At 43.0% G+C, this 13,418-nt stretch carries 15 protein-coding genes; 4 read left to right on the forward strand and 11 right to left on the reverse strand.

Annotated elements, in window-relative coordinates; all coding sequences use genetic code 11:
* Positions 1 to 39: 39 nt before the first annotated feature.
* The 4 genes from E5355_RS09720 to E5355_RS09735 are packed head-to-tail and all read right to left on the reverse strand — an operon-like array spanning position 40 to position 2,432.
* Positions 40 to 1,305, reverse strand: a complete 1,266-nt coding sequence (locus tag E5355_RS09720; RefSeq protein WP_136010211.1) for a PcfJ domain-containing protein — start codon at positions 1,303 to 1,305, stop codon at positions 40 to 42.
* Positions 1,302 to 1,742 (reverse strand): PcfK-like family protein, encoded by a 441-nt coding sequence (locus tag E5355_RS09725; RefSeq protein ID WP_136010212.1) that lies wholly within the window; start codon positions 1,740 to 1,742, stop codon positions 1,302 to 1,304. The genes E5355_RS09720 and E5355_RS09725 overlap by 4 nt, the downstream gene beginning before the upstream one ends.
* Before the next feature lie 8 nt (positions 1,743 to 1,750).
* Positions 1,751 to 1,942 (reverse strand): hypothetical protein, encoded by a 192-nt coding sequence (locus E5355_RS09730; RefSeq protein WP_032943349.1) that lies wholly within the window; start codon positions 1,940 to 1,942, stop codon positions 1,751 to 1,753.
* A 4-nt stretch (positions 1,943 to 1,946) separates the two neighbouring features.
* A complete protein-coding gene (locus E5355_RS09735) occupies positions 1,947 to 2,432 on the reverse strand; it encodes a hypothetical protein (RefSeq protein WP_136010213.1) in 486 nt (161 codons plus the stop codon).
* Between the two features lie 521 nt (positions 2,433 to 2,953).
* Here E5355_RS09735 and E5355_RS09745 point away from each other — a divergent pair.
* Positions 2,954 to 3,682 carry a type IV toxin-antitoxin system AbiEi family antitoxin domain-containing protein gene (locus E5355_RS09745; RefSeq protein WP_007850563.1) on the forward strand — a complete coding sequence of 243 codons (729 nt, stop codon included), beginning with the start codon at positions 2,954 to 2,956 and terminating at the stop codon, positions 3,680 to 3,682.
* On the forward strand, positions 3,679 to 4,743 hold the full coding sequence (locus tag E5355_RS09750; RefSeq protein ID WP_136010214.1) for a nucleotidyl transferase AbiEii/AbiGii toxin family protein: 1,065 nt from the start codon (positions 3,679 to 3,681) through the stop codon (positions 4,741 to 4,743). Before E5355_RS09745 ends, E5355_RS09750 begins: the two co-directional genes overlap by 4 nt.
* Positions 4,744 to 4,827: 84 nt before the next feature.
* Here the strand turns inward: E5355_RS09750 and E5355_RS09755 are convergent, their stop codons facing one another.
* From E5355_RS09755 to E5355_RS09785, 7 genes are all read right to left on the reverse strand, one after another.
* Entirely contained in the window at positions 4,828 to 6,324 is a 1,497-nt protein-coding gene (locus E5355_RS09755) for an OmpA family protein (protein ID WP_136010215.1), read from the reverse strand.
* A gap of 55 nt (positions 6,325 to 6,379) precedes the next feature.
* Complete coding sequence (mobV, locus tag E5355_RS09760) at positions 6,380 to 7,831, reverse strand: MobV family relaxase (RefSeq protein ID WP_136010216.1); 1,452 nt, start codon at positions 7,829 to 7,831, stop codon at positions 6,380 to 6,382.
* Between the two features lie 231 nt (positions 7,832 to 8,062).
* On the reverse strand, positions 8,063 to 8,914 hold the full coding sequence (locus tag E5355_RS09765; RefSeq protein ID WP_136010217.1) for a MarR family transcriptional regulator: 852 nt from the start codon (positions 8,912 to 8,914) through the stop codon (positions 8,063 to 8,065).
* Positions 8,915 to 8,998: 84 nt separating this feature from the next.
* Positions 8,999 to 9,493, reverse strand: a complete 495-nt coding sequence (locus E5355_RS09770) for a hypothetical protein (protein WP_136010218.1) — start codon at positions 9,491 to 9,493, stop codon at positions 8,999 to 9,001.
* A 20-nt stretch (positions 9,494 to 9,513) separates the two neighbouring features.
* Entirely contained in the window at positions 9,514 to 9,852 is a 339-nt protein-coding gene (locus E5355_RS09775) for a hypothetical protein (protein ID WP_239168324.1), read from the reverse strand.
* Between the two features lie 38 nt (positions 9,853 to 9,890).
* Positions 9,891 to 10,337: a hypothetical protein gene (locus E5355_RS09780; RefSeq protein WP_136010219.1), complete on the reverse strand. Its 447-nt coding sequence runs from the start codon at positions 10,335 to 10,337 to the stop codon at positions 9,891 to 9,893.
* 29 nt (positions 10,338 to 10,366) lie between these two features.
* Positions 10,367 to 11,305 carry a hypothetical protein gene (locus tag E5355_RS09785; RefSeq protein ID WP_246866923.1) on the reverse strand — a complete coding sequence of 313 codons (939 nt, stop codon included), beginning with the start codon at positions 11,303 to 11,305 and terminating at the stop codon, positions 10,367 to 10,369.
* Positions 11,306 to 11,701: 396 nt separating this feature from the next.
* On the opposite strand from E5355_RS09785, the gene E5355_RS09790 reads away from it, so the two are divergent.
* The gene (locus E5355_RS09790) at positions 11,702 to 12,328 is read left to right on the forward strand and encodes a recombinase family protein (protein ID WP_136010221.1); all 627 of its coding nucleotides are present in this window, start codon (positions 11,702 to 11,704) and stop codon (positions 12,326 to 12,328) included.
* 71 nt (positions 12,329 to 12,399) lie between these two features.
* A complete protein-coding gene (locus E5355_RS09795; RefSeq protein WP_136010222.1) occupies positions 12,400 to 13,347 on the forward strand; it encodes a hypothetical protein in 948 nt (315 codons plus the stop codon).
* Positions 13,348 to 13,418: the final 71 nt, after the last annotated feature.

Below are 13,418 nucleotides of genomic sequence, written 5' to 3' on the forward strand. Positions count from 1 at the left end.
TATATCGTAACAAGTGGCTGACGAAAAGAACAAAACAGATTATGCTGTCATACGCTTACGGATTTGCCGTGCGTTTTTCTGTACAAGTTGTATGATGCGGTCGTGGTATTCTGTGTTTTGGTTGCAAAGCCCTCTTGATTGCAGGACTTTGAAATTTTCAAGCGACAGTTCAACAGTCTCAATGCGTTTGTCATTTATCCGTGCAGAGAAAACCAAAGACTTGGGCTTGAGGTAGTATTCGCATTGTCCCACACAATGATGTAAAGCATTTCCCTCTTTGTAATAATCATCCACACTCTCCAACACGCTGACTACAATCAGTCCGTCAGTGAATGACAATCCAAAGAATTTGCCTTTCAACTCTCTGAACTTCTCCTCATTCTCCTGCGCCTTTTTCTGCTCGGCTTCACGTTTCTCTCGCTCTTGGATAACCCTTACCCTCTCTTGATAGCGGTCGTGCTCGGCTTTCAAATCCAATGGGCAGACATAATGGGCATTGCGAATATCCTTGCCACACCTTTCAAGCAAGCGGATGTAATCCACCCAAAGGGAAATGTCGGATATGTGATAATTGTTACGCATCACTATCTTATAAGTGTTCCAATACAAATCAAAATACATAGGGTGTTGCAGAAAATAGTTCAAATCCACCTTTCTCCCTGCCTTGAACATCGTTTCGGCTCTACTGTCCTGCAACAAGGCTTCAATCAGCTTCGTTGGCTCAATCTCCGACAAAGAACCTCTTAGTCCGTTGCGTCTTAACTTGGTTGTGGCAGAATAATAAGGATAAACCTTGCAATCGGCAATCCGCCTGTAAACATTATTGTCGTTCCGCAGTTCTATATGATTGTCAAAGACAAAGCTGTCTATATAGTAGCCGAGTGTACGCCTTAATGCCGTTACTTCTGTCTTGCCATTATCATCAATCCAATAACGGACTACCTCCATAGAGTAAAAATCGGCTTTCTTGCCCTTGCGATAATGAGCCGTCAAAAGGAACACCCTCTGCACCTGTAAGCCGTCTTGGGTTGTCAGTATGGAGTAATAGGATTTGTCTTTATACTTACGCTGTAAGGTGTTGCGTATCTCCAACTTTGTATCGCAGCGAGGGCAACGGCAGGTCTTTTCTCTGGTCTCGCTCCATTGGTGTCCGCAATCCATACAGGTGGTCATACCGCTTTTGGCACGGAACGCATAATGATTTAAGCAATGGCGAAATGCCCATAACTCTTGCTTCTCGGTCAGTGGCAGTAACCGCTCATTGGCGGTTACTACCTTGTGCTGTAATCTCGTCTTGGCTCTCATAGTCCTAAATCAAATAGTGATGGTTGGGTAACTTCCTGTTTCGTTGCTTTCTGGGTTGGCTTGGGTCTGCTGTTACGTTGTTGTATCTTCCGCAGTTCCTCGTCTTGATAGGCTTTGAGTGCCTTTTCCCTCGCTTCGGCTTGCTCTTCGGGAGTAAGTTCTACCCTATGATTGACTATCACACCGCAATTGACGGCTTTACCCACCTCTATATTGTCTTCATCATAATAGTGGGTACAGAGAGAATAAACCTCATTGTCGGTCATTCCACAACCGCCCTCTTTGCATATAGCCATTGCTTGGTTGAGTACAAATGTGATGCAATCGTCCAAATTCTTGTTCTCTTTGGCATACGACACGGCAAAGAGTTCATCCGTCTTGGCTCTATCGTCCAAATATGCCTTTATGGTCTGCTTGAATTGTTCTGTTCCTTTCATATCGTCTGTTATTTTGCTTGATAATAAATACTTGGCTCACTTGAAACATTGTAGATGTATGCTCCGCACCTTACCAACAATGCCTGTTTACCATAATACAATCGCTTCATTCCTTTGACACTGCCTGTGTTATGGAAGTTGGGAAATCGGCTGATATTACAGCGTTCTCCCTGCTCTTTGGTCATTCTTCGTGTTCTCATAGCATTAGAAATGATAGTCAATCACTCCACTGATATACAGCAATGTTCCAGGCACTAATTGGCTTACCACTCGCAGAAACTCGTAAGATTGTTCGGCAGCTCCGTTGATACACTGCTCGTCCATATAAAATTGATAGCCGGTGTCAAGCGGATTTTTGAGGTACTTTTCAAGTTGGTACACCTCGCCAATCCAAAGAGTGCAGTTCTCTGTGGTAACGGCTTTCGCCTTTTCTTGCAAGGTTGCCACAAATTCCTCTTTCCATTTGTCCGCACCGCCATTGTAACGGATTGTATCATCTGAAACAAGCTCAAACATACCTTTGGGCAGAATGTTATTTATCAGATTGTCGATGTGGAATTTACGCTCTTCCTCGTCAATCTCCGAACAATAGTCATAATAGTGTCCGTCTCCTTGTTCAAGGGTGCAGTCGTTCAGAATGTTGTCTTTTAGAGGTCTCTCTTCTGTGATTTGAAAAATCTTGCTGTGCATAATCTGTCTGTTTTAATCGTTGAACTTTTATTTTTTCTTTTCCCTCATTTTTGAAGCCTTTATCGGCTTTCTTGTCGGGATCTGAATTTTACGTGCATTCAGAGCCTGTGGACTACAGAGGTATAAGACAAGTAAATGCCAGAGGAGTTGATGAAATACCCAATTTCAGCCTGCCGGAAATTGCGGAAAGTTGTCGTCAAGTCCACAAGGCATTAGTGGAGCCAATCGGAGAATCGGTACTTGGCGTTCCCTCGCCGCAGTACCTTTGCAAAGGAAAATGGAGCCGACAAGAATAGCCGGAGAAGCTCACAGTATTGTGATAATAGAAACAGGTATAATGGTCTGGTAGTAGGAATTATAAAACAGGATAAAATATAACAAAACGGCAAATTCGATATATATTTGCCAAAATTGTTATAACATTCACAGCGTTATCTTACTAACAGTATAACAAAAATGGCAAACCACATTGTTATATGCCAAATTTGTTATAACTTTGCAGTATAATTCAAAAAGCAATAATGACTGCTGTAAATCAAATAATAGATATTGCTAAGAAACAGGATGGCATATTCACAAGAAAAGACTTGTTGAATGTGGTACGATCTGGTATGAAAAACATATCAGAAGGGTCTCTTGTTGTGCTTTTGAATAGGATGATTGCAGAAAACAAAATCATTAGGGTTTCATACGGGAAATATAAATTAAATGAAGATTTGAAGCATGAATTTTTGTATGAACCAAACGAATTTATGCTTTCACTCAACAAGCATATAAAAGAAAAATTTCCTTTCATCGACTATTGTATATGGCAACCGTCTGTATTTGCATCAATGATGCTACATGTACCTGCGGTAAGAACCACATTAGTAGATGTTGAAAGGGAAGCGATGGAATCTGTTTTTATGTCATTACAAAACGTCGAATCAGAAATCCCTATTTTCTTGAATCCGTCCCAAGAAGATGTGGACAGATACATTACAAATAGAGACTTAATTATTGTCCGCCCTCTTGTTAAAGAGGCTCCATTAGATGTTATAAATGGTTGTCCCGTTCCCACATTGGAGAAAATGCTTGTTGATGCCATATCTGACAAAGAACTACAACATCTTCAAGGCAATGAATTATATACTATATATTCAAACGCATTCTCTGACTATGCAATCAAAAAAACAAGGTTATTGAGATATGCGGCACGTCGCAACCGAAAACAAAAAGTTGAACAAATTATCAATACAATCAATATATGATACATCCCGATAGCAGGACTTTGTCTTGGATAGAACAAGTCGCCAAAGACAATAAGATAAAAGATATAACCCTCGTTGAGAAAACAATCCGTGCATTCTCATTGTTGGAAGCATTGGCTCGATCGGGTTGCCCATTTTTGTTCAAGGGAGGTTCGTCCTTAATGCTTCATCTTGATACAGGCAAACGACTTTCTATCGATATTGATATAATATGTACTCCTGGAACAAGAATTGAAGATTATCTTGAAAAGTATTCCGAAGAATATGGCTTTGGAGAGGTCAAATTGGTAGAGCGTATCTCTCGTACCGATATTCCGAAACAACACGCCAAATTCTTTTACCAAGTGGCATATCCGGCAGGAGGACGTCAGGATAAGATTTTGTTGGATGTATTATTCGAGGAAATTCATTATGCAAATGTAGTGGAACTTCCTATTCAAAGCCGGTTGTTAAAAACAGAGGGAGACCCCATAATTGTAAAGTTACCAAGTAAAGAGGATTTGCTTGGCGATAAATTAACTGCATTTGCTCCTCACACGACCGGGATTCCTTTTTTCAAAGGAGAAAAGAATTGCTCAATGGAAATATGCAAACAACTATTTGACATTGCATCTCTTTTCGATATTGTCAATGACTTGTCCATTACAACAGAGACATTCAATAAGTTTGCGATGGTTGAACTTCAATACAGAGGTGAGAGTCCTGATGCAATTCAAAAAGTTTTGGATGATATTTATGATACGGCTAAATGTATCGTAATGCGTGGACAAGATAATCAAGAAGAGTTTGACATGATTCAAGATGGAATAAAAAAAGTGCGTGGCTTTATTCATAGTGAAGTCTATACTTTGGAAAGTGCTATCACAAATGCTTCAAAAGCCGCCTATCTCGCTAAACTTATCGGCAAAGGAATACACGAGGTAAAACATTATAATCCGTCCGAAGCGAATTTATTAATCAACACAACGATACAACCTCCATTATCAACTAAGTTGAACAAATTTAAGAAGACAAATGCAGAAGCGTTCTTCTATTGGAGTGAAATACAAAAGTTAGGATAATGCACTTTATAATGCAGGAGAGCCGATCCATCACGGACAGGCTCTCCCAATTCAAATCATGAAGCAAAAAGTATCTTTTGTGTTCTATTTCATATAAAGCAATACTTTGGTATGTCGATTGGCTTCGGTAGGATTGTAATCTGAGATTCCTCCCTTGCCGACCTTGGTAATCACATCAACTGCCAGTCCTCGCTTAACCAATTCTGTGGTAATATAATCGGCTCTCGATATGCTTAACCTGTCGTTTACATCGGCAGTCCCTGTGGCTGCATCAGCCGCACCTACAACAGTAACCGACAATCCGTATTTCTTTGCGACACGTGCCAGTTCATCAAGATTGACCGACTGTGACTTGTCTGTCAACTTCGCTGTGCCGAGTTCAAAGAAGAAATAAACGGGAGAACCGATGCACTCGTTGCCGGAGTTTATAAAGGACAGATAATCCGAGTGGTTATAAGTGGCAATGCTGTCTCCGCCCATATTTGTCAATTCCTGAGCTTTGGCAAGATTGTCCGATTGGACTTCATTTGAATTTCCACTATCATCTACATTCACATTGGCAATTCCGGAACAAACCGCAAGGCTGTCATTGGACAAAGGCGACTTGCCATCCCAACGCCTGTTCTTCAACCTTGCCCTGAGCGAGTTCAATCCGCTGTAATCATTTTTAGGATAACCACTGCTTAAATTTTCACGGTCTTCAAACAGCCGGCTGTACTTTTCAAGCAATCCTTCAATCTCCAAAATTTTCTTCAGTTCATTCAAGGTACGCATATCCCTATCGTGTTGACCAATGTACCTGCGGTTGCTTTCCGACAACTCCGAAGCATATTCCACTAACCACTCGTTTTGCCGAATATAAGGAGTCGCATCAGCGGATCGTTTCCACCCGACCTTTCCAATCGTGAAAGACAGTCCGACGGAAATGGAGAGCATATTGTCCCCGAAGCGGTTGGCTTCCCCATATCCGTCAAAGTTTTGGAAAGTGGAAACATTGCCAATCTCCAGCAATGCCGCCAGCCGTTTGCAGATGCGGTATTGCCCTTGTATGCCATAAGAAATGGCAAATGGTTTCTGACCGTTCTGAGGATTATACATCATTCCAAGACCAACGTATGGAACAATGCCCCAACGTGGATTTTCTTTCTTTGCATACAGTCCGCCAAGGACATTATACATCAGGTCGGCGTGGAAATGATGATAGTCATTGACAGTAAGGTTGCAGTCCTTGAACCGCCAACCTCCATACCCGATTCTTGCCCCGATCTGTGGAGTGAACCATTTGCCGACTGATGCGGATAACGATGGTTGTACCCTGTCAAACAAATCAGCACAGCCAATCGGTCTGCCGATGAAAGCACTTGCACCACCTTGCAGACTGACAAACCAGTTGCCGTTCCATGGTGAAGTTACCAGCACTCCCTTGTGGTAAGTCGGCTCTGCGGTTTGAAACATCAGTTCCTTCTCCATATAGGATTCATAGTGTACACTATCCTGTGGGACAGGTTGTACATTCGCCTTCGCTTGCAGTGTGCAGCACATTCCTGCCATTGCCATTACAAATACTATTTTATTTCTCATACGTTTTCTGTTATTATAGATTTCACATCCGATGCAGGAAACTACCTCCTGCCGATTATCGTTTCTGTTTTTTGCCGGAAGCCGGACGCATCATCTTGCTTGCCATCATCATACACCGTCTTGCCCAGGCCCGGTTGTCCTCGTCATCGTCCCGTCCCCATTTAAGGTCACTGGAGCTTCCACCACCGCCATGCGTTTCGGCAAAAGTAGTGGCATCATTGACCATTCCGAGAAACAGAAGCGTGGCGCAGTGCATCACTTCCGATCCTTGTTCCGTCAGGCTTTGCAGTAATGAACCGTCAAATCGGGACTGTTCGGAAAGTCCCATTTCTCCCAATCGTACCGAGTGCTCCCTGACCAATGTTTCCAACATTACATCTTTGAGCAGCACATCCACGTTGGAATGGATTTCACGGCTGTACTTATAGGCTTCGCCTTTCAACTCCTCCGTGCGCTCGCCAATGGCATCCATGTCCCTTTTAAGGGCTTCAAGTTGTTGGTCAGCCGTCCGTAGCTTATCCTGCTTGTCTTCCAGTTTCGTTTGGATAGAAGCCAGTTCCTTTTCCAACCGATCCCTCTCTGCTATAATGGCAGCCGTATCTCCCTGATGGGATTGAAGTGTGCGCTCCAATGCCGACAACTGGTATTCCTTTTCCGCTTTCGCCTTTCTGAGGTTGTCCACCATTGAGGTCAAACCTTTCACCCTGCGTTCTGCCAGACTGATTTCCACTTTTAGGTCGGACAGTGCTTTTTTATGTTGGACAACCTGTTCTTCGATATTGGTACATTCTTCCGAAAGGTGTCGGCGGTACTCTTCGGTGGTGCGGTGTTTTGCGCCGGTCTCGGATATACTGCTACCACGTGACATTCCCCAACGCTTGTTCACTTCTGAGAAGTCGCTATGTAACTGCTTCATCCGTGCGCTGAACTCGTACTTGTCCTTTCCTGCAAAAATCTGCTTGTATGCAAACTTGCCGTCACGGATTGGCAACAAGGTACAATGCGCATGGGGATTCAGTTCATCCATGTGTACGATAAAAGCTGCAATGTTCTCCTCTCCATATTTGCCACAAACGAATGAATAGACGTCCTTGGCCCATTCTTCAATATCCTTGCACCTCTCGACATGGGAATTGTCCGCTCCCTTATCAAAATTTACAATCTGACTGCCGAAAGCTATTTCGTGCATACGTTCACGTGAACCTCCGAAAATAAAATTGACCACCGTGCGGAAACGTGGCTCTGCCAAACCTGCATTTGGGTCTTTGATTCCTCTCGCCAACAAATTATCGGACATTCTTTCCGGGATGCTCCGTGTCTTGTCTATCGGGCAGACCTTGCCTGCCCTTATCTCAAAATTCAAATGTTCTCTTGTCGGATCATAGTTCCCGACCGACATGGCACGCTCCCAGCCTTTTTCCGTCCACCTGCGTTGGTGTTCGTTGCTTTGTGCTGTGGTTATGCCTTTTGATGGTCGGAAATCCATCACCTGCTTTGCATTTGCCATATTCTCTTTTCTGTTTTTCGGACATCCTGTTTGCCCCAGCTTGCTGCTTGTCCGGGCACCTCTCCCGATAGCTTTATGCTATTGGGGTATTAGGCTACCCTTACTTCCCTCTGTTTGGTCACCGTGCAAGCACTGCTGCACGCTTGGAATGGCAAGCCTATAAGCGTAGGGTATCACGGTTTGTCTGTGGTTATACAATCTGGTAGAGACTTACAACAACTGTTGTAAAGCCTATAAAAGGTCCGAATCGTCTTCCCGGCACTTCGCCCATAGAGCCTTGAACGGTTCTTTGAGCGTGGCAAGAATCTCTATTTCATCGGAACTTGCGCCCGTCACCTTGCTTTCGCCGTCAAGGATTATCTTGGCAGTCATCTTGGATGCTGCCAAAAGAGAAGACCAGTCATCCCCCAGCTCGAAGTGGAAGAAATCAATAAAAGCGGTTGGGTTGTCGAAGCGTGAATTTCGTATGGCCCTCTTCAGTCCGGCAACGGCTATGCGCTGAACCAATGTCCGGGTAAGTTCATCTGTTGATTTGTCCTTTGAAGACGTTTGGCTTCCAGAGCCACCAACAGGAGAATTGTCGGCAATCTCTTTCAACCGACTTACGTAGTATTGTTCACAGATATCACCCATCTGTGAGTCTGTCAAATTGCCGGTTATCCATTTGGATAGAGCGGCATCAAACTCATCGGCAGATCGAATCTCCGCTTGACCATTATAAGTGGTAGTAGAATTGCCAATGCCGGTTTTGTTGAACACCATTGTAATGACCACACTCTTGGCAAAGCGTGTACGATATATATGCCCCATATCCTCCAACTTGTCGAGGAATGTCCTGACGGTAGCCCTGTGCCAATGCCATTCCGATGCAAGGTCGGAAATGGTCACATGGCATTGGTCAGCCTGCAACACGTATTCGTGATTCTTCAGGAAAGGGACTACAAATCCTGCCACACACTTTTCCAACAGGTCGTGGTAGGCACCGGTCTTCGTCTTTCTTTCTCCTACTTTCTCTTTGAGGAAGTCGAAGAGTTCCATATCCGCCAATATCTGATTGGCGTATCTATTCTTGTCTTTCGTCATTTCGGTCGTTTTTTAATTTGACTATCTGTGGATTCGGGTCCACTGCCACTATCCACTTATTCATGGCAGCATTGCGTGATGATGTCAATAGTAGTATTCGGACAATGTTCCGGGATTCTTACACCATTGTTTCTTGGTTTCTTCATCTTCCCATTTTGACAACACGTTACAAGAGGGATAGAACATGGCAGCCAAAAGAAGAAAGCCAAGCGTAACGGCTGTGGTGTGCAGATGCGGTACTGCACAAATGACCAATGCGAGCAGTGCCACCAGAAAGAAACGCTTCTGTTCCTCGTGAAGTCCGGCCAGCCATTTGTCCGCACGTTTGAACGGGAACAGAATGGCACACAGGATGGTAGATACCAGGATGCCCCATTCTCCGAAATGTCCGCCTGCATAGATATAGTGATACAGGAGAATAAGTATGAGCATGCAGCGCACATAGAGTTTGCGTGCGTTCTCGCTTGCCGTCATCCTTAAATAGAACTTTGCCATAAAAGGGCGGTTGCTTCTGTACAATGACAAGGGCAGTGCGATGAGCAATGCCGGGAAAAGAATTTCAATGATAATCCAAATCATAATGAATGGGTATTGTATAATCAGCGTTGTTTGTATAATGGAAATTCTGACAGTTCCAGTTTGAGCAAGCCGTATGTGGCAAGCTCCACAATGGCATTGACATCTTTGGCTTCCAGATAGGACGCACCTTTTTTCAGGCGGGCCTTGACTTCGGGATTCCGCTTGCGATACACTGCCAGTGCCCTGTCCAGTTCGTATTCGGATATGCTCCATTTCGTGCCACGCTCATAGCCATTGTGTTTATAGATTGCCCGAAGACGAATGGTGCGGAATGTACATAGAAGTACCCTGCCACGCTTGAAGATGATACGTGGCGCATAACTGCGACTGCCATCCAAGGCAATCCAACTCTTGTGCATATCTATAAGGTAAAGCATTTGTAGGTATATCGTCCGTCTCATACAAACTCCGCAAGCAGTTCTTCCTTGTTCTTGCGATATTTGAAGTAACCGCACTGTTCATGGAGTTTCAGATCAAGGCAGAGGTCTGAACACATAAACTCCAGGGAGTCATAGATGGTCACATCAATGCGGTCAGCCTTGCCGGTATCCGTTATCCTGGCATTCATCTTGAACATCTGCCCGAAAGCCGGATTGGAATAGGCACAGGTACTGCTGCCGAAGGCGGTAGCTCCTGACGGAACGTGATGGTAAAGGATTATCATCTCCATGTCATCTTCCAAAATATCCATTACTTCTGCCAGATCGTATTGTTCCGCAAGAGGGAAAGAGAGCAGGACATAATCGTCATAGAACTGCGGTTGCTCCATCGTGGTAACGTCCAACAGTTGCGGAAGCTGGAGCGGCACGAAGGAGAGAAAGTCATCGTAAAAGAGTTGTAGCATATCGTTGTTGTTTTTATTTGTTTCTGTTTTTAAATGGAAGTGATCATGACTTTGATAAGCAATTCCGGCAAAGTTTCCCATTGGTCATTACCAGTACCGATAATCTTGTTTAGTCTGGCCATCATAGAGGGCATCTGTTCTGCCACACCATGCAATGACTCCCTTTCCTTATCGGACAGCACAGCCATACTGAAATCGTCCAATGTAATGTAGGGTTGCAACAGCATCCACACATACGCACGTGCCTGTGCATCCGTCTTGACCTTGTCTTGGTGGATGTCATTCCTGCAAGCCAACGCATTGAGGACGATTCTTCGGTCGGTACGTTTGGCGAAATATATCAGGGCATCCCGGTAAGAGAACTTGCCGTTCTCTGCCGACTGGAACACCGAAAGGCAACATTGCTCCGTGCCACCTGTAATGGCAGAAAGGTCGGCATCCGCAAGTTCCGGAAGATGGGCAAGGAATGAACGGAACAGCCTGTCTTCTTCTCTTATAAAGTCAAACAGCTCATCTTTGCTGTTTATTCCGGATTTTAGAGTTTGGGCAAGAAAGGTCTTATAAACAGATACGATATTCTTTGCCGTTTTTCGGTAAAGCGGTATCGAATCCAACGAGTCGAAGAACGGTTCTGCTGTCGCAACCGCTTGTGCCAGTTCCGCATCCTGCCTGTATGGGGAAGTCCGTTCCTTGATGAGCAATACATCCTTGAATGTTTTTGGGGTTGAATTAGCCAGGCGTATGAACTCCGTTTGTAAGGAATCGTGCAACATTTGTATGGTGGTTTCATACTTTGCGTGGATATGGTCTGCCGTGTCTTTGGCGATACGGACAAAAACTGAATCCCGAAGTGCCTGCCAATCGTTGACAGCCTCTATCAAATGTTCGGTCGAAAGGGTTTCCATACTACGCATATCGGACAAATAGGTTCTGTAAGCATTGACAGCACTTTCACTTGTCTGAAACATACAGTCATCCGTGTTTTTTCCGCACGATGCCAATATAAAGATGGCAAAACATACGGCAATACATTTGGCAAGAACGGATTGCTTTTTTAAGTATGATATAACATCAACACCTTTGATTTTTCTCTCTGATTTCACTTTGAATAAGCCTTTGCACATACGACTATTATTGATTTATGGCTGCAAAGGTAAGTATAAAAGTTTGTATAATAATATTTAATAATCAAGCTTTAATATACTTTCTTTTTCATACTTACGAGTATGATGGGCAAAACAAACAAGAGCAAAACAAATGAAAATACAGAGTATAATTATTGCAAATTATTTTCGTAAGTATGATTTTATTCAGATTAAACTTTGTACCTTTGCAGTTGGTATCATTTAGCATTGAACATCAGTATGGCAAAAGTAGGTTACATATTCAAGGCAGCCGGTTATGACGGCTTCGACACTGACAAGGAGTGGATGGAGCAATACGGCTGTGTACAAGTGATAGAGGAAGAGAACGGACACGAGAAACTGCGCCCTCAATGGAAACAGCTGATGGCAAGTCTGGAGCGTGGGGATGAGTTGGTTGTCTCAAAATTCAGCAATGCCCTGCGTGGCTCCCGTGAGCTGGCGACATTCATCGAGTTCTGCCGGGTAAAGGTGGTTCGGATTGTCTCTATTCACGACAAGATTGACAGCCGTGGGGATTTGTTTCCGGAAACCAAAGCCTCCGATGTACTGGAAATGTTCGGTTCTTTGCCGGAGGAATGTGCCATGCTGCGCAAGGCTTCAGCCCACATCATCCATCTGAAACAGAATATCAACCAGCCGACCAAAGAGAAAAACATCAGCAGGGCGGAACGTGAAAAAACTATCGTGGCGATGTACAATAACGGGCATTCCATTGATGACATCTGGAAAGTGAGCGGATTCAACAGCCGCAGTTCGGTGTTCCGCATTCTCAATAAATACGGCGTTTCACTCAATCGTGGCAAGTTCAGCGGGCCGCTTGGAAAGCGTAAACCGAAAGAGGAGTAAATGAATTTGCAGGGAATCTCAATAAAGATAACATCGCATAAAACTATAAGTAATCATAACTATAATAAAATATGATAGACAATATCTTTAATCTATGTAATACTATCTCAAAAGAAATGACGAGCAAGAATTATACGAACGCCTATAACGAGTTTGTAAATATGCTCAATTTAATTATTTCATTTAGAGATCAAGAAATGAATGGAAAAGTGTATTCGGATGATGATATAGCAATCGTTCTTTTAAATCTCAAAGGATTTGATCTTTGTGATTATAATAAAGCAATTGAACCTATAAAAATCCACCTATTTACACTTGGAGAGTTTGCTAAAAAATTAAAGACTGAGATTATCTTACAATATGCAGATAGATATAATACATTATTTTGGGATGTAATGACAGATACTCAAAATATTTTATCCGCTTATGAGTATGTAATTGCATTAGGAAAATACAAACAGCTTGTAGGAAAATTTAAAGCTTGTGGAGGTTCAATACCCACAGAACCACAAATAAGGGTTGCTAATATTGGGAGAAATCCAAACATAAATCTTTTTGATAGAAGAACAATGATTAACTCTGTTTTTTGGCTTGAACAACACCCTGACATAAAAGATTTACCGTTTAGAGATTTACGTCCTCATGCTGCCATTCTTATACGTCAAGCATTAGAAATTATGTGGCGCGATGCAATAGGATATTGCAGAATTAAAAATCAGAATGGAGACACATTAAAACAATTCACGCAAATTGGTTGGAAATTTATTAATCAATATAGAACTAAAGATAAAGATACTTGTAAAGCAGTAGGGACACAGAATTTATGGTCAATAACTACACCAGTACCAATTAAGACTTTTGAGATGCTAAATAACTGGTGCAATAATTTTACTCACGACCCTTGGATTTATTCAATTCACGTCCAGTGGTTTGTAACAGAACAATTATGGAGAGTCACACAACGTAACTATTCAGCGAATCGAATACAATCAGGTTGGTCAGCAACAATTTTAGAATAATCCTCTGATTATCATTAAAATAACAGTGATTCTATTTGTGAATGTCAGATAAAATCGCTATCTTTGTATCT

Origin of the sequence: Bacteroides muris (ex Afrizal et al. 2022) (assembly GCF_004793475.1) — a bacterium.
GTDB lineage: Bacteria > Bacteroidota > Bacteroidia > Bacteroidales > Bacteroidaceae > Bacteroides > Bacteroides muris.

Coding starts and splice junctions, on each gene's coding strand:
- E5355_RS09720 (WP_136010211.1), bottom strand. CDS start 1,305: ATGAGAGCCAAGACGAGATTACAGCACAAGGTAGTAACCGCCAATGAG.
- E5355_RS09725 (WP_136010212.1), bottom strand. CDS start 1,742: ATGAAAGGAACAGAACAATTCAAGCAGACCATAAAGGCATATTTGGAC.
- E5355_RS09730 (WP_032943349.1), bottom strand. CDS start 1,942: ATGAGAACACGAAGAATGACCAAAGAGCAGGGAGAACGCTGTAATATC.
- E5355_RS09735 (WP_136010213.1), bottom strand. CDS start 2,432: ATGCACAGCAAGATTTTTCAAATCACAGAAGAGAGACCTCTAAAAGAC.
- E5355_RS09745 (WP_007850563.1), top strand. CDS start 2,954: ATGACTGCTGTAAATCAAATAATAGATATTGCTAAGAAACAGGATGGC.
- E5355_RS09750 (WP_136010214.1), top strand. CDS start 3,679: ATGATACATCCCGATAGCAGGACTTTGTCTTGGATAGAACAAGTCGCC.
- E5355_RS09755 (WP_136010215.1), bottom strand. CDS start 6,324: ATGAGAAATAAAATAGTATTTGTAATGGCAATGGCAGGAATGTGCTGC.
- mobV (WP_136010216.1), bottom strand. CDS start 7,831: ATGGCAAATGCAAAGCAGGTGATGGATTTCCGACCATCAAAAGGCATA.
- E5355_RS09765 (WP_136010217.1), bottom strand. CDS start 8,914: ATGACGAAAGACAAGAATAGATACGCCAATCAGATATTGGCGGATATG.
- E5355_RS09770 (WP_136010218.1), bottom strand. CDS start 9,493: ATGATTTGGATTATCATTGAAATTCTTTTCCCGGCATTGCTCATCGCA.
- E5355_RS09775 (WP_239168324.1), bottom strand. CDS start 9,852: ATGCACAAGAGTTGGATTGCCTTGGATGGCAGTCGCAGTTATGCGCCA.
- E5355_RS09780 (WP_136010219.1), bottom strand. CDS start 10,337: ATGCTACAACTCTTTTACGATGACTTTCTCTCCTTCGTGCCGCTCCAG.
- E5355_RS09785 (WP_246866923.1), bottom strand. CDS start 11,305: ATGTTTCAGACAAGTGAAAGTGCTGTCAATGCTTACAGAACCTATTTG.
- E5355_RS09790 (WP_136010221.1), top strand. CDS start 11,702: ATGGCAAAAGTAGGTTACATATTCAAGGCAGCCGGTTATGACGGCTTC.
- E5355_RS09795 (WP_136010222.1), top strand. CDS start 12,400: ATGATAGACAATATCTTTAATCTATGTAATACTATCTCAAAAGAAATG.